At 72.1% G+C, this 16,781-nt stretch carries 18 protein-coding genes; 8 read left to right on the forward strand and 10 right to left on the reverse strand.

All coding sequences use genetic code 11. The annotated features are described in order from the left end of the window. The first annotated feature begins 280 nt into the window (after positions 1–280). The 3 genes from ABD143_RS13575 to ABD143_RS13585 all read left to right on the forward strand — a co-directional run bounded on the left by ABD143_RS13575 (position 281) and on the right by ABD143_RS13585 (position 4,477). Positions 281–748 carry a PAS domain-containing protein gene (locus ABD143_RS13575; protein WP_343976599.1) on the forward strand — a complete coding sequence of 156 codons (468 nt, stop codon included), beginning with the start codon at positions 281–283 and terminating at the stop codon, positions 746–748. A gap of 791 nt (positions 749–1,539) precedes the next feature. Continuing rightward, complete coding sequence (gene asnB, locus ABD143_RS13580) at positions 1,540–3,462, forward strand: asparagine synthase (glutamine-hydrolyzing) (RefSeq protein ID WP_343976601.1); 1,923 nt, start codon at positions 1,540–1,542, stop codon at positions 3,460–3,462. A gap of 40 nt (positions 3,463–3,502) precedes the next feature. Further along, positions 3,503–4,477, forward strand: coding sequence for a pirin family protein (locus ABD143_RS13585; RefSeq protein WP_343976604.1), 975 nt, complete (start codon positions 3,503–3,505; stop codon positions 4,475–4,477). Between the two features lie 166 nt (positions 4,478–4,643). Here ABD143_RS13585 and ABD143_RS13590 read toward each other — a convergent pair whose 3' ends face one another. Genes ABD143_RS13590 through ABD143_RS13605 form a run of 4 tightly spaced genes read right to left on the reverse strand, consistent with a single transcriptional unit; the run spans position 4,644 to position 7,556 of the window. Continuing rightward, positions 4,644–4,877, reverse strand: coding sequence for a ferredoxin (locus ABD143_RS13590; RefSeq protein WP_343976607.1), 234 nt, complete (start codon positions 4,875–4,877; stop codon positions 4,644–4,646). Next, entirely contained in the window at positions 4,874–6,070 is a 1,197-nt protein-coding gene (locus ABD143_RS13595; protein WP_343976610.1) for an NADH-ubiquinone oxidoreductase-F iron-sulfur binding region domain-containing protein, read from the reverse strand. Before ABD143_RS13595 ends, ABD143_RS13590 begins: the two co-directional genes overlap by 4 nt. Then, a complete protein-coding gene (locus ABD143_RS13600; protein WP_343976613.1) occupies positions 6,067–6,621 on the reverse strand; it encodes a ferric reductase-like transmembrane domain-containing protein in 555 nt (184 codons plus the stop codon). The genes ABD143_RS13595 and ABD143_RS13600 overlap by 4 nt, the downstream gene beginning before the upstream one ends. Beyond that, positions 6,621–7,556, reverse strand: a complete 936-nt coding sequence (locus ABD143_RS13605) for an FAD:protein FMN transferase (RefSeq protein ID WP_343976616.1) — start codon at positions 7,554–7,556, stop codon at positions 6,621–6,623. The genes ABD143_RS13600 and ABD143_RS13605 overlap by 1 nt, the downstream gene beginning before the upstream one ends. Positions 7,557–7,916: 360 nt before the next feature. Between ABD143_RS13605 and ABD143_RS13610 the strand changes: the two genes are divergently transcribed. The 3 genes from ABD143_RS13610 (at position 7,917) to ABD143_RS13620 (ending at position 10,641) form a co-directional block, all read left to right on the forward strand. Beyond that, entirely contained in the window at positions 7,917–8,663 is a 747-nt protein-coding gene (locus tag ABD143_RS13610; protein ID WP_425563741.1) for a response regulator transcription factor, read from the forward strand. Beyond that, positions 8,660–9,898 carry a sensor histidine kinase gene (locus ABD143_RS13615; RefSeq protein WP_343976619.1) on the forward strand — a complete coding sequence of 413 codons (1,239 nt, stop codon included), beginning with the start codon at positions 8,660–8,662 and terminating at the stop codon, positions 9,896–9,898. The genes ABD143_RS13610 and ABD143_RS13615 overlap by 4 nt, the downstream gene beginning before the upstream one ends. Before the next feature lie 122 nt (positions 9,899–10,020). Beyond that, complete coding sequence (locus tag ABD143_RS13620) at positions 10,021–10,641, forward strand: DUF2231 domain-containing protein (RefSeq protein ID WP_343976622.1); 621 nt, start codon at positions 10,021–10,023, stop codon at positions 10,639–10,641. A gap of 37 nt (positions 10,642–10,678) precedes the next feature. Here the strand turns inward: ABD143_RS13620 and ABD143_RS13625 are convergent, their stop codons facing one another. The 3 genes from ABD143_RS13625 to ABD143_RS13635 form a co-directional block, all read right to left on the reverse strand. Continuing rightward, positions 10,679–11,083, reverse strand: coding sequence for a hypothetical protein (locus ABD143_RS13625; protein WP_343976625.1), 405 nt, complete (start codon positions 11,081–11,083; stop codon positions 10,679–10,681). Between the two features lie 109 nt (positions 11,084–11,192). Then, complete coding sequence (locus tag ABD143_RS13630) at positions 11,193–11,345, reverse strand: hypothetical protein (RefSeq protein WP_343976628.1); 153 nt, start codon at positions 11,343–11,345, stop codon at positions 11,193–11,195. Positions 11,346–11,383: 38 nt separating this feature from the next. After that, positions 11,384–12,310: a phosphoribulokinase gene (locus ABD143_RS13635; protein ID WP_343976630.1), complete on the reverse strand. Its 927-nt coding sequence runs from the start codon at positions 12,308–12,310 to the stop codon at positions 11,384–11,386. 121 nt (positions 12,311–12,431) lie between these two features. Here ABD143_RS13635 and ABD143_RS13640 point away from each other — a divergent pair, with 121 nt between their 5' ends. Further along, positions 12,432–13,088 carry a response regulator gene (locus ABD143_RS13640; RefSeq protein ID WP_343976633.1) on the forward strand — a complete coding sequence of 219 codons (657 nt, stop codon included), beginning with the start codon at positions 12,432–12,434 and terminating at the stop codon, positions 13,086–13,088. Between the two features lie 28 nt (positions 13,089–13,116). Continuing rightward, entirely contained in the window at positions 13,117–14,319 is a 1,203-nt protein-coding gene (locus tag ABD143_RS13645) for a GAF domain-containing sensor histidine kinase (RefSeq protein WP_343976636.1), read from the forward strand. A gap of 28 nt (positions 14,320–14,347) precedes the next feature. Here ABD143_RS13645 and ABD143_RS13650 read toward each other — a convergent pair whose 3' ends face one another. The 3 genes from ABD143_RS13650 to ABD143_RS13660 all read right to left on the reverse strand — a co-directional run bounded on the left by ABD143_RS13650 (position 14,348) and on the right by ABD143_RS13660 (position 16,780). Continuing rightward, positions 14,348–15,226 carry a LysR family transcriptional regulator gene (locus tag ABD143_RS13650; protein WP_343976639.1) on the reverse strand — a complete coding sequence of 293 codons (879 nt, stop codon included), beginning with the start codon at positions 15,224–15,226 and terminating at the stop codon, positions 14,348–14,350. Beyond that, positions 15,223–16,269 carry a CbbX protein gene (gene cbbX / locus ABD143_RS13655; RefSeq protein WP_343976642.1) on the reverse strand — a complete coding sequence of 349 codons (1,047 nt, stop codon included), beginning with the start codon at positions 16,267–16,269 and terminating at the stop codon, positions 15,223–15,225. The genes ABD143_RS13650 and cbbX overlap by 4 nt, the downstream gene beginning before the upstream one ends. Positions 16,270–16,354: 85 nt before the next feature. Then, positions 16,355–16,780, reverse strand: coding sequence for a ribulose bisphosphate carboxylase small subunit (locus ABD143_RS13660; RefSeq protein WP_343976645.1), 426 nt, complete (start codon positions 16,778–16,780; stop codon positions 16,355–16,357). Position 16,781: the final 1 nt, after the last annotated feature.

A 16,781-nucleotide genomic window follows, 5' to 3' on the forward strand; every position in this document is an offset into this window, starting at 1 on the left:
CCGACCGACTGCGACGGCCGGGCGCGCGGCGGGACCATGTCGCCGACCACAACATGGTAGGGCCCGGCTGCACCGGGCAGCGGCCGCTGTGGGCGCCGGACGCCCTGACAGCTGCTGGTGGACCGACAAGTGGATCGTAAGGCCAGCTACACTCATCGGCGGGCGCGACAATTGGTGAGTTGTTGCTCACAGGACGGAGTGCGTTCTCGCTGATGTCGACCACGATCAGCATGCGGGCCGTGTGTCGCTCACCGAGTCCGCACCACACCCTCGATGAAGAATGGTGTCGAACGCGATGCAGTTTGGTTCCAACGGTGCTTCCGCAGAACTCGCCCGCGCAATTATGGAGACCCCCTCCGAGGCCATAATTGCGACCGACCAGGACGGCCTGATCACGTTCTGGAACCCGGGAGCGGAACGAATCTTCGGGCACCCGGCCGCCGAAGCGGTCGGACAGTCGCTGGACATCATCATTCCGGAGCGGCTGCGCGCGGCGCATTGGAAGGGTTTCTCCGATGTGATCCGCACCGGCGAGAGCCGCTATGGCACGGGAGAGGTGCTGAGTGTGCCGGGCATCCGGCGCGACGGCGAGCGCATCTCCCTCGACTTCACCATCGTCATGCTCAACGGCGCCGACGGCAGCATCGTGGGCATGGCTGCCATCATGCGGGACGTCACCGCACGGTTCGAGGAGCTGAAGGGTCTGCGCCGGCGGCTCCGTGAACTGGAGCAGACGCCCGCCACCTGATGCCGGGGCAGTCCCTGCCCCTTCCACCCCGTGCCGTTGACGGCGGCCGGGCGAGCTTCTCGCACCCGGCCGCTCGATCGTGTATTCGCCTCCGTCGCCCAGACGAGGGCCACGAGCGGCGCGCCGGCCACATCGCCCCGACAGGCGAGGAACTCGGCGCGCCGGGTCCCGCTACTGGAGTCCGGATCGTTGATGACCGACCGGACCACCGGGTGCCGCCGCTGAGCTGTCTGGTGCGCCAGGCCCGCCCCACCCCCGCCGTGGCCGATCACCGCAGAGCCGCACCCCGGACACGCACGCTCCCGGCACGAGAGCCGGGCCCGTCGCCATCCTCTGGGCCTGCCGCGAGCGCCGGGCTACGCCAGGGCTCCTCCTCCCCCGGCGCGTCCCTCGCCCGGCTCGCGGGAGCGATCATCCCGCGTTCGAACCGTGTCTCCTGATTGATCGCAAACGTCCGGCCCCAGTTGATGATCGGTTTCTCGCCGCTCACCGGAATTATGCCGATCTCCGCCGGCTACCGATTGACCGACCTCGCCGGCCGGAATCACGTAACCCGAAAGTTGCTGCGCGTCACCCGCAGCGACGTAAAGTAGCGATCATTCACCCGAGCGCTCGTCAGTCTGGCGTACGATCATTTGCGCCTAAAGGAGCCGCGGGTATGCTCCAAATTCTCCCAACAGAAACAAGTCCTGACGATCTGGGCAGCTCGCGAGTATTTTGCTCAGGTCGAGCCGGATTCCGACGGATGTCGACGGCGGCCGAAGGCGGCTACCTGCACCAGAGGAGAGATCATGTGCGGGCTTCTCGGGCTACTGAGTTCGGGGGCGGACGCAGGGTCCCGGACCGGGCCGCTCGCGGCTGCGCTGCGCTGTAGCCGCCACCGCGGCCCCGACGAGAGCGCCACCTGGCACGACGACGACGTCGCCTTCGGCTTCAACCGCCTGTCGATCATCGACCTGGAGGGGTCCCACCAACCGATGCGGTACGGGCCGGCGGGCCACGAGGACCGCTACACGATCGTCTTCAACGGCGAGATCTACAACTACCTCGAACTACGCCACGAGCTCGCGCACCGGCACGGCGCCCGATTCGCCACGGCGGGCGACACCGAGGCGGTGGTCGCCGCGTACCACCAGTGGGGCCCCAAAGCCGTCGAGCGGCTCCGGGGAATGTTCGCGTTCCTGATCTGGGATGCCCAGGAGCGGGTGCTGTTCGGCGCTCGGGACCCGTTCGGGATCAAACCGCTCTACGTCGCGACCGGCCCGGCCGGGATGGCGTTCGCCAGCGAGAAGAAGAGCCTGCTGCGGCTCGCCACCGCCCTCGGACTGCCGAACCCGCACCGGCCGGTCGATCCGGTGGCGCTGCAGCACTACCTGCAACTCCAGTACGTCCCGGAACCGATCACGCTGCATCGGACCATCGAGCGGGTGGAGTCGGGGACGAGGTTCACCGCACGCCCCGGCAAGGGGATCGAGCAGGAGCGGTACTTCAAGCCGCGCTTCCGCGCGTCCCCCGAATCCCCGCCGCAGATCCACCGCCGGATCTGCGAGGTGCTGCACGACTCCGTCGCCGTACACATGCGCGCCGACGTCCCTGTCGGGGCGTTCCTGTCCGGTGGCATCGACTCCACCGCGATCGCCGCGATCGCCAAGCAACACAACCCCGGGCTGGTCACCTTCACAGCCGCCTTCGAACGCGAGGGCTACAGCGAGGCGGACGTCGCCGCCGCGACAGCCGAAGCCATCGGCGTCCACCACGTCGTGCGCACCGTCACCCCCGACGAGATGACCGCCGCGCTGCCGCTCATCGTCTGGTACCTCGACGACCCCGTCGCCGACCCCGCCCTCGTGCCGCTCTGGTTCATCGCCCGCGAGGCCCGCAAGCACGTCAAGGTCGTGCTCTCCGGCGAAGGCGCCGACGAGCTGTTCGGCGGCTACACCATCTACCGCGAACCCCTCTCGCTCGCCCCGTTCGAACGGGTCCCGGGCGCCCTGCGCGGCCTGCTCGGACGCGCCTCGACCCACCTGCCGGAAGGCCTGCGCGGCAAGGACCTGCTGCGCCGCGGCGCACTCCCCCTCGAACAGCGCTACTACGGCAACGCCCGCATCTTCCGCGACGACCAGCTCGCCCGCGTCCTGCGCGCACACTGCCCGCAGCAGTCCCACACCGACGTCACCGCCCCCTTCTACGCGCAGTCGGCCGGCTGGGACCCGGTGTCCCGCATGCAGCACGTCGACCTGTTCACCTGGCTGCGCGGCGACATCCTCGTCAAGGCCGACAAGATGACCATGGCCAACTCCCTCGAACTGCGGGTGCCGTTCCTCGACCCCGAGGTGTTCGCCGTGGCCTCCCGGCTCCCGCTCGAACAGAAGCTCACCGACCACACCACCAAGTACGCCCTCCGCCAGGCGTTGCGCGGCGTCGTCCCCGACCACGTGCTGCACCGGCCCAAACTCGGCTTCCCGGTCCCCATCCGGCACTGGCTGCGCGACGAGATCTACCAGTGGGCCCGCGCCGTCATCCGCGACTCCCAGGCCGACCACCTCGTCGACCTCGCCGCCGTGCAACGCATGCTCGACGCCCACCGCGACGGCCCCGTCGACCACAGCCGCCGCATCTGGACCCTGCTGGTGTTCCTGATCTGGCACGGCATCTTCGTCGAGAACCGCATCCGGCCGGAGATCCCGCAGCCCTCGTACCCTGTCCGCACGTGAGGGGCTCCGCGACCCATCACGGGAAGGCAGGGGCGAGACTGTGAGCAACACTGAGGCACGGCCGGACGTCGTCGCCTGTCAACCCACGGCGTCCACGTCGGCGCCCGAGGTCCTGCGGCCCCGGATGGTCCCGCTCGGCGGCCCCCGCGCCGCGCCGGTGCGGCGCACGCTGCCGCAGCGATCCCGGTCGCTGATCGGCGCGTGGTGCTTCGCCGACCACTACGGCCCCACCGACACCTCCGCGAGCGACACCATGAACCTGCCGGGGCACCCGCACACGGGGCTGCAGACAGTCTCGTGGCTGTTCGCCGGTGAGCTCGAGCACATGGACACGATCGGCACGAGATCACTGGTCCGCGCAGGCGAGCTGAATCTCATGACCGGTGGCCGGGGCATTGCCCACTCCGAGTTCGCGACTCCGAACACCAGCGTCCTGCACGGCGTGCAGCTCTGGGTCGCCCTGCCGGAGCGCGACAGGTTCATCGAGCCACGGTTCGAGCACTACGTCCCACCACCGTTCACTGTCGGCGACGCTCGCATCAGCGTCTTCCTCGGCTCCCTGATGGGTTCGTCTTCACCCGTTCGGACGAGCACGCCGCTACTGGGCGCCGAGCTGAACCTCGTGCCCGGTTCCACGCTGGGTCTGGACGTCGATCCCACGTTCGAGCACGGGATCCTGCTCGATACCGGCGACGTGCGGGTCGAGGGTGTGCCGGGGACCGACGGGGAACTGCTCTACATCCCGGCCGGGTCGAGAGCTTTGACGATCGGGGCGGGCGATCGGCCGGTTCGCGCGGTGCTGCTGGGCGGGGAGCCACTCGACGAACGCATTGTCATGTGGTGGAACTTCATCGGCCGAAGCCACGACGAGATCGTCAAGTTCCGATCGGACTGGCAGGCGCAGGCACTCGCCGACCACCGCGAAGAAGGGCCGTACGGCCGGTTCCCCGAGGAATGGAACACAGTTCTACCGGCTCCGGAAATGCCGAACGCGCACCTGAAGCCGCGGTCCTGAACCAACCTGCACAACCCTGCACAAGGCCCGGCGAGGTTCGGTCGCAGTCGGCGTGAATCACGACCCGCAACGGCGCGTAGAGCATTACTGACGGGGTCGTGCCGGAACATCCGTTCGGCGATGGTGTGATTGCCCATTAAGATTCGGTGCACTTCCATCCCTGAGGTCACCCAGCCCCGGCCGGCCCCAGCCGCAGCGCGAGGGTCGGGCAGGCCGCCACCGCACGCTTTGCGTGCGCCAGCAGCTCGGCAGGCAGCGGACCGGGATCGATCAGCGGGTAGCCCCACTCGTCGAGCGTGACGGCCTCAGGGAGCAGGTCGGCGCACAACCCGTGCCCGTCGCAGGCGATCGGATCGACGGTGAGCCTGGGGCCCTCGAGATTGGGGCGGTCGCCGGTCACGTCCGCCCCACCGGGAAGAAGGGCGGGGCGCCCGCGTCCCGACAGGGCCGGCCTCGTACGTGCGCGGCGACGTCGCCCGCGAAGACCTCCAGGGCGCTCGACGCCAGCCGGACGGCCCCGTCCGGGTGCGCGCAGGCCCCGCGCCCGGGGATCACGTCGAGCCGGCGCCGCAGCCGGTCGAGCGCCGCGCCGCCGCGGCCACGGACCAGGTCGGCGACGTCCGCCGCGATTGCAGGCAGGCCGAAGGTGCAGGGCCCGCACTGCCGGGCGGACTGGCCGGCCAGGTAACGCAGCAGGTGCGCGGTCTGGGCGAGCCCGCAATTTCCGACCGGGAGCGCCAGCAGGAGCGCGACACCCGCCGCGGGGGCGCTGCCCGGGACCGCCCAGACACCGCCGTAGCCCCCGACGAGCACCGCCTGCAGTGGCCACGCCGGTCCGCCCGCCGTGTTCAGGACCGCGTCGGCGGGTGCTCCGCCCGCCACCTCGTACACCCCGGGGTCGCGAACGGCGCCGCCCACCGTCACGAGGTAGGTCCCGGGCCGGTCAGGCGTTCCCACCTCCCGGAACCAGTCGGCTCCGAAGCGTGCGATGAGCGCCAGGTGGGCGAGAGTCTCCGCGTTGTCGACGAGCGTCGGCCGACCGTCCACGCCGCGCTGGAACGGACGGGGTCCGGTGGTCGGGCGGGGGTCCTCGGCGTCGACGAAATGGACGAGCGCCGACTCCTCGCTGGCGACGTACCGGGCAGGCACCGTCACGATGGTCACCCGCACCGGATCGTCGCGTTCGGCGATCGCCGTGCCGACGTGCATCTCGCCCACGGATCCCTCGTGTACCGCGACGACCACCTGCACGGCGCCGAGGGCGGTGGCGGCGAGCACGGCACCGTCGAGCACGAGGTGCGGGGCGAGGTCCAGCAGGGCCGCGTCCTTCGCACTCGCCGGTTCGCCCTCGCACGCGTTGACGACGACCACCGGACGGCGGCCGCCCGACCTCACGGCGGCCAGCTTGCGGCCCGTCGGGAAGCCCCCGCCGCCGCGGCCGAGCAGGCCGGCTCGGGTGACCGCGTCGATCAGGTCGGCTCCCCGCATCGCCGGGTTCGGGCCGTACCGGCGCAGGTGCGCCCTGAGGTCGGCGGGGGCACCGGTCTCGCGCCACCCGGCGAGCAGCCGCGGCACCCCGAGCGCAGTCGTCATCGGACCGCACCCGCACGGTTCACGGCACGCGGGTGCATCACGGCACGCAGGCGCCATCCGGCTGCGCCGAGGAGGAGCGCGACACACCCCAGGGTCAGCGCCAGGATCCACGGGGTCCGGGTGTCCTGCCCGCCGATGCCCAGCCCGTGGATCACGGCGACCGGCCAGCTCACGTACGCGGCCCAGTGCACCGCCCGCCACGTGCGCAGCCCGACCCACGGCCGCAGCAGGCTGGTGACGACCATGGCCAGGAACAGCTCCGCGGCGACGACGCCCAGCCCCAGCCAGAACGGCTCGTAGCCCGAGACGAACGGCACCACGGTGTCGATCCACCGGATGCCCGCATAACCGTCCAGCACCGCCGTCGACACGTGCAGCACCAGGAACGCGACCGTGAGCAGCGCGAGGTTGCGGTGCAGGAGGGCCAGCACGAACCGCGGCCAGCGCGGTGACGCGTACCGCACCGCACCGCTGACGCCGATCACCACCGTCCCGGTCAGGAGCACCAGCGCCAGGACGCCCGCGGCGCGGCTCGCGAACCAGAACGCCATCATCCCGCACCCCCGCCCTCAGCGGGCCAGCCCGCGACCGCGTGGACCGTGCCGTCGTCGGCGACGAGCCGGGCGGGCAGCCCGCGTTCGGCCAGCCACGCCGGCGCCGCAGGTCCGAGCACGACGGCCGCGGTGCTCGCCGTGTTGGCGTCCACACAGGTGCCGGCGGCGACGCTCACCGTCCGCCAGCCGGTGGCGGGGACGCCGGTGCGCGGATCCACGATGTGGTGCACGAGGCGGCCGCCGCGGCGCCACCGGCGCCGGGCCGTCCCGGAGGTCGCGAGCCCACCGGAGCTGACGACGACGCCCTGCCCCGTCGCCGGGTCGGTGTCGGTGTGGTCGTCGGTGACGAGCACACGCCAGCCATCGGGAGGTAGCTGCCCGGCGACGGCGAGGTCGCCTCCGATGCTGACCAGCACCCCGCAGGCCAGCGCGGCCGCGATCCGGGCGGCGGCACGGTCGGCGGCGAGCGCCTTCGCGGTGGCGCCGACGTCGAGTGCGGTGCCGCGCGGCAGCAGCACCTGCCGGGTGGCCGGATCCCACGTGATCCGCCACCAGCCTGACGCGGGTTCGGGCGCCACTGCCGGCCCGTCCGGGGCCACGTCGGCGAGATCCCGGTCGTAGCCGATGGCGGCCATCGCCCGGCCGACCGTCGGGTCGACGAGACCGTCGGTGAGGGCCGCGGCCCGCAGCGCCGCGTCGAGCACCCGGGCGAGGACCGGCCCGACCTGAACCGGGGATCCCGCGCGGAGCTCCACCTCGCGGATCTCGGAGTCGGGCCGGAAGCGGCTGCAGGCCAGGTCGAGCGCGGCGAGGTCGCTCTGCAGCAGCGCCGCGGCCGCCTCCGCCGCCGCCGGCTCCGTCACCAGTACCACCGCGGTGGTCCCGATGGCCCGGAACCGGGCCACGCCGACCCGGCTCTCGGCGATCGTCATGACGATCCGGACGAGGTGTGCGAGCTGCGGCCGTGGCTCGGCTGCGGCGCTGTGGCAGGGGGTTGCAGGCCCCGGGTGCTCGGCGCAGTGCCGGGCGCAGTGCTCGGCGCCAGTGTCCCGGTCGTAGCCGGCCCCGCGGCGACATGCGCATCCGGGGCCGCGGCGGCTTGTCCCCCGGCCAGTACCGCCGCGACCGCCACCACTGCGGCGCTGCTGCCGACGGCGGCCAAGCGCGTGAGCTGCCCCACCTGCCGCAGCCCGCTGTCGCGCGCGCTCAGCCGGTTCGTCCCGATGTGATCCACCACCGCGAACCTCCCCCCTGCTCCTTGGAGTTTCCTGTGACCTTCGTAGGTGCTCGGTGTGTGGCGGCCGCGAGGCACGCAGGTCGACGACTATGACGACATGCAGTCCATCGCGCCCCAGCCCGCCGTCGAGGCTCGGCTCCTGCTCGTCGAGGACGCGCCCGAGCTCAGGGAGATGCTGGAGATGTTGCTGGTGGAGGAGGGCTACCAGGTCGACTGCGCGGCCGACGGGCAGCGCGCGCTGCATCTCGGGCTCGTGCGCCTCTACGACGTGATCCTTCTGGACCGGATGTTGCCGGGCATCGAGGGGCTGGACGTGGTGGGCCGCTGGCGGCGGAGCGGCCGCACCGCTCCCGTCCTGGTGCTGTCGGCACTCGGCACCCCGACAGAGCGCGTCGCCGGCCTCGACGCGGGCGCGGAGGACTACCTCACCAAGCCCTTCGACGTCGACGAGCTGCTGGCCCGGCTGCGCGCGCTGCGCAGGCGGCACCTGGACACGGCCCGGCAGCTCCCCGTCGGGAGCGGCCGGCTCGACCTCGACGCACGGGAGTTCCGGCCGGGCGCCGCCGCAGGGTCACCGGTCCCGCTCTCCGAGCGCGAGTGCGAGCTGCTCGCGACGCTCGCCGCCCGCCCCGGGCGGGTGTTCAGCCGCGAGGACCTCCTCCTGACCGTCTTCACCGAGGCCGAGAGCCCTATCGTCGTGGACACGTACGTGCACTACCTGCGCCGGAAGCTCGGCCGGGACGTCGTCCGGACGGTCCGCGGGCGCGGCTACCGGCTCGGCGGCCAGGAGGCCGGGCGGTGATCCGACGGGAGACCGGCGAGTCGGTGCTCGCCCAGCGTGCCGCGCGGCGGCTCGGGCTACAGGCCGCCGGGCTCGCCTCGGCGATCGTCGTGCTGCTCTCGGCTGCGGCGGTCACGGTGGTGATCAGCAGCCAGCATGAGGCCGTGGCCACGCTGCTCGACTCCGCGTTGACACACGCCGACGACGTCAACGACCCGCCGGCCGAGATCTGGCTCGCGCGGCAGAACGCGGGCGGGATCCTTGTCACCCCCGGCATGCCGGTCGGCCTGCCCGACATGGCGGCCATCGAGCGCGCGGCCACCAGTGGGATGGGGGAGTCGCAGGACTACCGGGCCGCGGGCGTCGAGTACCGGATCGACACCATTCGCCAACCGGACGGCACCGTCGTGCAGGGCGTGCTCGACCTCACCGCGAACCACGCCGCGCGGAACATGCTCCTCGCCGTACTGCTCGGCGCCGGAGCGATCGGGCTGCTGCTCGCCGCCGTCGCCGGGACCTGGCTCGGGCACCGCGCGCTGCGCCCGCTCTCCGCGGCCCTGACGCTGCAACGCCGGTTCGTCACCGACGCCGGCCACGAGCTGCGCACCCCCGTGACTTTGCTCAACACCCGGGCGCAACTGCTGCGCCGGCGGATGTGCGCCGGGACCGGCACCGATCCGGCTGTCGACGATCTCGATCGGATCATCGCGGACACCGCACGGCTCGGCGAGATCCTGGAGGACCTCCTGATCGTGTCTGATCCCGTCGCCGAACGGCCCCGGGAGCGGGTCGACGTCGCGGCGATCGCTCGCGACGTCCTGACCGCGGTGGGTCCGGAGGCGACGGATCGGGGGGTCCGGCTGACGGGCCCGGACCCGGCCGCCGCTCCCCAGTACGTCCACGGCTCGCCGGTGGCGCTGCGCCGGGCAGTCATGGCGCTGGTCGACAACGCAGTGCGGCACGCCACGCGGTCGGTCACGATCAGCGCCGAGACGCGAGACAGAGAGATACTGCTCGACGTCTCCGACGACGGGCCCGGCATCGATCCTGAGGTGGCTCCGCGGCTGTTCGAGCGGTTCGCGAGCGGGCAGTCCCGGCCCAGCGAACGCCGCCGCCGCTACGGCCTGGGCCTCGCGCTCGTGAGCGAGATCGCGGCCGGGCACCACGGGCGTGTCGAGTTGCTCGATCAGGAGGGGCCGGGCGCCGCGTTGCGGCTCCGGCTCCCCGCATCCGCCGAGGGTCCGAAGATCGTCTGAGCCTCCTGCGTCAACGCAGTGCCTGCGCGGGCGCGCGGTGTTCCTCTAGGACCCGGTCCAAGGATTCTCTGAGGTGGCACCGACACGATTACGCGGATTCTGATTCCCGCGAAAGGCGCACCGTGCCCACGTTCGTATCCGGACTCCCCGTCCACGTGCTCGTCGTGCACGCGGTTGTCGTCCTCATCCCGCTCGCGGTGCTCGGCGCCGTCGTCATCGCGGTCTGGCCCGCCGCCCGGCACCGGTACCGCTGGCCGGTGCTCGGGCTCACCGCCGTCGGGACGATCTTCGTCCCGGTCGCGACGGAGACCGGCGACGGGCTGGAGCACAGCCTCCCCAGGTCGGCGCTCATCTCGGCCCACACCCAACTCGGCGACCAACTGCTCCCGTTCGCCGCCGCGCTGCTCCTGGTCGTGGCCGGGCTGGTGGCCGTGGACCGAGTGGCGACACCGACCGGGTCCGGCACGGCGGGGAGACACAGCACACCGGAGAGGCAGACCACACCGGACTGGCAGGGAACACCGGACCGGCAGGGAACACCGGAGAGAATGGGCACGGCCACGGCGGTCGTGCCCGACCGGACGTGGGTGCGGCCCGTCGCGCTGGTGCTCTCCGTGCTCACCGTCGTCCTCGGTGTCGTCACCGCGGCCCAGGTCGTGCGCATCGGCGACTCCGGCGCCCGCGCGGCCTGGAGCGACACCCAGTACGTGCAGCATCAGGCGCCCGGTACGGGCGCCGGCTGACCGGCCCGCGGCCCGTTCGGCGGATCGGGCGTTGCGCTCAGGCGCCGCGCCGCGTCCGGAGCACGAGGGCGGTGGTCACCGCGAGCACGAGGGTGCCGATGGACTCGACGACGAGCGTCGTCACCACCAGCTCGCCGCCGATCTGCTGGCGTATCCCGAATAGCCCGACGGTGAGCGCAAGCACCAGCGCGAGCAGGGTGCCCGCCAGGCACAGCAGGCTCAGGACGCTCGCCGTGGGGAGGAACCGCCGTGGCGCCGTGACCATCGCGATCGCCAGTACGAGCCCGCCGATAGCGTTGAGCACGAACAGGACGCCGATCAAGCCGCCGGCGCCCTGGAAGACGAGATAGAGGTGGATCGCGCCCATCGCCAGGAGAAACAGGGCGCTCAGCACCCGCCCGAGCGTTAACTCGACTGAGCCCGTCCGAGGTTGCGTCGCCATCTCATGTCTCCCCCCTGCGCGGCCCGCCCGCAGCGCTACCCGGCGAGACGCATTCCGCGGCCGAACGGTTCATCGGCCGGGCCCGACCAGTCGATCAGGCAGCGCCGCATCAGTGCTCGTCGTAGTGGTCGTCGTGCGCCGCGTGCCGGTGCCCGTCGTGGACGTAGTCGACGTGGTCGTCGTGCGGCACCGCGACGTGACCGCAGCCCTCGCCGTGGGTGTGGGTGTGCTCAGCGTGGGTGGCGTGGTCAGTGCTGGTCATTGCGCCTCCGTCGGCTCTGGATGTCCTCCCGGAGCGATTCAGGAACCCTCCAGGAGCTGGTACAGCAGGAGGAGCTGGGTGATCGCCAGGGGCTCGCTCCGCTGTCCCGAGCCGAGCACCCCCAGGCTCGCCGGCACGTCACCCGGCTGGTTGAGCAACCCCCAGATCGCCTTCTGGAGGGTGCGGCTCTCCTCAACCGGGACGTACCCGTGCACGTGCAGGGTCTCGACCGGCCTGCGGTCGTCGTCGCGGCAGAGCTTCAGGTGCATCGTGCGGCCGGTGCCGAGCACGGCGCCCAGGTCGGGGTGGCGGATCGTCGGGCGCAGGAGGAGCTCCGCAGAGAGCGGTGTGCCCGGCGGGTCGTCACGGACGGCGATCGGCCCGAATCGGACAACGATGTCGGCGTGGCTGCGCTGTGGGCGGATGAACGCCTCCGACTCGGGGGCCCGCCGGTCGAGCTCCGCGAGCACCTGCGCGGGCGAGTAGCCCCGGGCTGTGGTGTCGCGGGAGAGCTTCCACCCGCGGCGGATGTCCTCCGGCGGGTCGAGGTACACCGTGACGTCGAAGCAGGCGCGGGCGAGCTTGCTGTGCAGCGGGAGCAGCCCCTCGACGATCACGAACCGGTTGGGCTCGACGCGCACCGGCCGGGTCAGCTCGCCCGTCGAGTGGTCGTAGACGGGCTTGAGTATGGGCTGGCCACTCGCGAGCAGCTGGAGGTGCTGCTCCATGATGTCGATGTAGTTGCAGTCGGGGTGCAGCGCGGTGAAAGGCAGCCCGCGCCGCTCGGCCCGGTCGAAGCGGTGGTAGTCGTCCACGCAGAGCGAGACGCAGTCCTCCGGACCCAGCGCCTCCACCAGCCCACTTGTCAAGGTGGTCTTTCCCGCCGCGCTGTCTCCCGCGATAGCCAGCATCACCGGGCGTTCCCCTGCCCCTGCCCGCACCATCCGTACCGCCTTGTCCGCCATCACACCGCCCTTCGCCGCTCCCGACAGTAGGGCGGTCGCGCCGCGGCGGAGTCCCCCGCTACGGGGGTCTCGTGGGGGATAATCCTGGGCGCGCTGTCACGCCCGTCCTATCGTTCGTGACATGCCTGGCCCAGTTCGGATCGTCCTCGTCGACGATCACGAGATGGTGCGCCACGGCCTGAAGGCGATGCTGGCGCCGTTCCGGCAGCGGGTCCGGGTGGTCGGCGAGGCCGACGGCGTGGAGGACGCGCTGCCGCTCGTCGACGGCCTCAAGCCGGACATCGTGCTCTCCGACGTCCGCCTGCACGGAGCGAGCGGCCTCGACCTGTGCAGGCGGCTGCGCGACTCCGCGGCCGCGAGCCGCGTCGTGCTGCTCAGCGTGTACGACGACGAGCAGTACCTGTTCCAGGCGATGCGGGCGGGCGCGGCCGGCTACCTGCTCAAGCGCATCACCGGCGAGGACCTCGTGCGCCACCTCGAACTGGTGCACGCGGGCGAGACCGTCATCGACCCCACCATGGCGGGTCGCGCCGTCGCCTCCGCCGCACGGCTGCAGAGCGGCGAGTTCTGGCCCGGCGCGCGTCACGGGCTCACGCATCGCGAGAGCGAGGTGCTCTCGCTGATCGTCAGCGGCCTGTCCAACCGGGCGATCGCAGCCCGCCTCGTCGTGGGCGATGAGACCGTCAAGAGCCACCTGCGCTCGGTGTACCGCAAGCTGGCCGTGAACGACCGGGCCGGCGCCGTGGCCGCCGCACTGCGCGAAGGCATCTTCCAATGAGGCCGCCGGTCATGATGAAGGCCCAGCCATGAGGCTGTGGCGGGCCGGACTCGACGGGTTCGCCGACCTGGAGCGGGAGAACGCCCTGCTGCTGGCCATCGTGGAGGCAACGTCGTCCGGGCCGGACGTGGGACCGCTGTCGGCAGCGGTCGCCGGGTTGATCGTCGAGGCCACCGCCACCGACGTCTGCTTCGTGCACCTGCTCGACGACGAGGGCAGCGCGCTCACCCTCGCCGGTGCCACGCCCCCGTTCGACAGCGAGGTCGGTCTGGTCCGGCTGCCGATCGGGACGGGAGTCACCGGGTGGGTCGCCGAGCACGGACAGCCCGTCGTGATCGTCGACGACAAGCAGGCCGACGACCGGTACGTGCCGATCCCGGCGCTGCGCGGCACCGACTACACCTCGATGGCCTCGGTACCGATGACGAGCCACGGTGCCGGTCTGGTCGGCGTGCTCAACGTGCACACCGTGGCCCGGCGCGAGTTCACCGCGCACGACATCAGGCTGCTCACGACGATCGGCAGGCTCGTGGCCGGCGCACTGCACTCCGCGCGGCTGCACCGGAGGCTGGTGGCCCGCGAGCGCGCCCACGAGCAGTTCACCGAGCAGGTGATCGCCGCTCAGGAGACCGAGCGTCGGCGGCTCGCGGGCGACATCCACGACGGCATCTCGCAACGGCTCGTCAGCCTCGGGTACCACCTGGACGCCGCGGCGCGCACCCTGCACAACGACCCGGCGTACGCCGCGCAGCAGCTCGCGCTCGCCCGTGAGCTGGCCGACATCACCGTCGACGAGGCCCGGATCGCGATCGGCGGGCTCCGGCCGCCCGTCCTGGACGACCTCGGGCTCGCCGGTGGCCTCGCCAGCCTCTGCCGCACGGTGCCCGACCTGCATTGCGAGCTGGACCTCGGCGAGGACCGGCTCCCCGAGCACGTCGAGATCGCGCTCTACCGGATCGCCCAGGAGGCCCTGCAGAACGTGCAGAAGCATGCCCGGGCCACCAGCGTCCACGTACGGTTCGCGACGCGGGCGGGCAGCGCCCGGCTCGACATCACCGATGACGGCGGCGGCTTCGATCTCGCGAGCGCAGGCGAGCTGCCTGTCGGGGACCGCATCGGCTACGGCATACGCAGCATGGCCGAGCGGGCCGAACTGGTAGGCGGCACGTTCACCGTGCGTTCGAAGATGGGGTCGGGAACCCGGATCAGCGTGAGCGTGCCTACCGGTTGACCCAGCAGCTTGACTCAGAAGCAGAGCTTCATCGGGGCAGGTGCCAGTCCAGCTCCGGGCATCCCAGCAGGTGCGCGACGAACAGGTGAGTGCCCGCCGTGGCGTGCGGGTTGCTCACCGCGTGCCACGGGCGGCGAAGCGGCGTGCCGGGGACCGGCAGCTCCGCCAGCCGGCCGTCAGCGAGCTGCCTGGCGACGGCCTGACGCGACACGAGTGTGACCCCGAGCCCCGCCTCGGCCGCGGCGATCACCGCTCCCTGGGACCCGAGGGTGAGCCACCGTGGCTCCGCGTCGAGGGCCGCGAGCAGCGCCTGGCACGTGTCACGCGTTCCCGAGCCCGCCTCGCGCATCAACCACGTGGCCCGGGCGGGCGCGAAGTCCGGCGCAAGGTCCGGCTGCCCGACGACCACGAGGGTGTTGGGACTGACCGCGCGGATCCCGGCCACCAGCTCGTCGGGCGGACGCCCGGCGAGCACGAGGTCGACGTCGTGGTGGGTGAGCAGGGCCCACACCTTGGCCCGGTGCACCACCTCGAGCCGCAGCGTCACGTGCGGGTGCTGCGCGCGGAACGACGCGAGCAGACTGGGAACGACGTGCTCCCCCGCCGCCATCACCGCGGCCAGCCGGAGCAGCCCACGCTCGGGGTCGGCCTCGCCGCGCGCCGCGGCGACGGCCTCGTCGTGCAGGCCGAGGATGCGCCGCGCGTACCCCGCGTAGCGCTCGCCCGCAGGGGTGAGCAGCACGCCGCGTCCGTTGCGCTGGAGCAGGGGCACCCCGACGTCGGCCGCGAGGGCGCTGATCGCGGCCGAGACGGAGGACTCGGTGACCACCAGGCGCTGCGCGGCGGCCCGCACCGAGCCGGTATCGGCCAGCTCGACGAAGGCCCGCAGGCGGGCGTTGGTGGTCACCCCTGCATGGTCGCGGACCCGGCGGGGGTCGCGGTAGTCCCGCCACCCTCCTCCGCCGGGGGATCGGCGTCGAAGACCCGGCTGGCCAGGAGGTCGGCGGCCTCGATCGTGGTGACCGCACTGCGGTCCACCCGCGGGTCCGGCCCGTCGACGAGCCGCCGCGCCTGGCGCAGCCGGGCCCGTTCCACCGCGTTGCGGACGCTGCGCGCGTTGGCGAACCGGGGTCGGGCCATGCGGCGGCGCAGGTACTCACGCAGCGTGGGCACCGCGTCCGGGGCGAAGGTGTACCCGAGCTGGTCCGCCATCCGGTGGGCGATCCCCTCCAGCTCGTCAGCGGTGTAGTCGGGGAACGAGATGTGGTGGGCGATCCGCGAGCTCATCCCTGGGTTGCTGCGGAAGAAGGTGTCCATCTCGGCCGCATACCCGGCCAGGATGACGACGACGTCGTCGCGGTTGTTCTCCATCACCTGCAGGAGGATCTCGATCGACTCGCTCCCGTAGTCCCGCTCGTTCTCCGCCTTGTGCAGGTAGTAGGCCTCGTCGATGAACAGCACCCCGCCCATCGCGCGCTTGAGCACGTCCCGGGTCTTGGGGGCGGTGTGGCCGACGTACTGCCCGACGAGGTCGTCGCGGGTGGCGGTGACCAGGTGGCCGCGCCGCAGGTAGCCCAGGCGGTGCAGCAACCCTGCCATCCGCATCGCCACCGTGGTCTTGCCGGTGCCGGGCTCGCCGGTGAAGCACATGTGCAGGTTCGGCGGGGCCGTGGTGATCCCGAACTGGGCCCTGGTCCGGTCGACGAGCAGGAGCGCGGCGATCTCGGCGATCCTGGCCTTGACCGGAGCCAGCCCGACCAAATCGGCGTCGAGCGCGGCCAGCACGTCGTCGACGCCGGCGGCACGGCGCTCGGCCGCGAGGTCGACGACCGCGCCCGGGGGCAACGACGCCGCCACCGCGGCAGCGACGGGTTCGGGTTCGGGTGGCGGGCCCACCCCGGCGCCCGACATGGCGAACCCCGGACGGGCCCCGTCACGCGTGGCGCTCACGACGCGCTGCCCGGTTGCAGCGATGCCACTTTCCGGCAGCCACGTGGCGTGCAAGTGACGTTGCTGCCACGGGGGCTGGGGCTGCTCACGTCGCCGAGTACCGGTCGCCCTGGGGGCGGCCCGTCGCGTAGGACGTCGTGGTGTAGGTGATCCGCCGGTCGGCGCCCTCGTGGCGGTCGATCCGGAACCCGGGCTCCGGGGTCGGGCGCTGCACGACGAAGGACAGCGCGGTGGTCTGCCTGCCGAGCCGGGCGTCGTACGCGTTGACCTTCACGTAGCAGTCGGGGTGGGCCGTGCGGCAGGCGTCGACCTCCAGCATCACGCCGGCCGGATCGGCGAGGTCGAACATCGGCAGGCCCCACATCTCCCAGTAGGTGTTGCGGGGGTGCGGGTCGTCGGTGAACTCCACCGAGAGCGGCCAGCCGTGGTCGAGGCAGTACCGGATCTGAGCCGTGATCTCGTGGTCGGTGAGGTCGGGGAGGTGGGAGAAGGTTCCCTGCGTGATGCGCACG

The sequence above is a fragment of the Pseudonocardia aurantiaca genome (assembly GCF_039526725.1).
Classification (GTDB): domain Bacteria; phylum Actinomycetota; class Actinomycetes; order Mycobacteriales; family Pseudonocardiaceae; genus Pseudonocardia; species Pseudonocardia aurantiaca.

Coding starts and splice junctions, on each gene's coding strand:
- ABD143_RS13605 (WP_343976616.1), bottom strand. CDS start 7,556: ATGACGATCGCCGAGAGCCGGGTCGGCGTGGCCCGGTTCCGGGCCATC.
- ABD143_RS13645 (WP_343976636.1), top strand. CDS start 13,117: ATGAGGCTGTGGCGGGCCGGACTCGACGGGTTCGCCGACCTGGAGCGG.
- ABD143_RS13630 (WP_343976628.1), bottom strand. CDS start 11,345: ATGACCAGCACTGACCACGCCACCCACGCTGAGCACACCCACACCCAC.
- ABD143_RS13635 (WP_343976630.1), bottom strand. CDS start 12,310: ATGGCGGACAAGGCGGTACGGATGGTGCGGGCAGGGGCAGGGGAACGC.
- ABD143_RS13640 (WP_343976633.1), top strand. CDS start 12,432: ATGCCTGGCCCAGTTCGGATCGTCCTCGTCGACGATCACGAGATGGTG.
- ABD143_RS13575 (WP_343976599.1), top strand. CDS start 281: ATGGTGTCGAACGCGATGCAGTTTGGTTCCAACGGTGCTTCCGCAGAA.
- asnB (WP_343976601.1), top strand. CDS start 1,540: ATGTGCGGGCTTCTCGGGCTACTGAGTTCGGGGGCGGACGCAGGGTCC.
- ABD143_RS13595 (WP_343976610.1), bottom strand. CDS start 6,070: ATGACGACTGCGCTCGGGGTGCCGCGGCTGCTCGCCGGGTGGCGCGAG.
- ABD143_RS13625 (WP_343976625.1), bottom strand. CDS start 11,083: ATGGCGACGCAACCTCGGACGGGCTCAGTCGAGTTAACGCTCGGGCGG.
- ABD143_RS13600 (WP_343976613.1), bottom strand. CDS start 6,621: ATGGCGTTCTGGTTCGCGAGCCGCGCCGCGGGCGTCCTGGCGCTGGTG.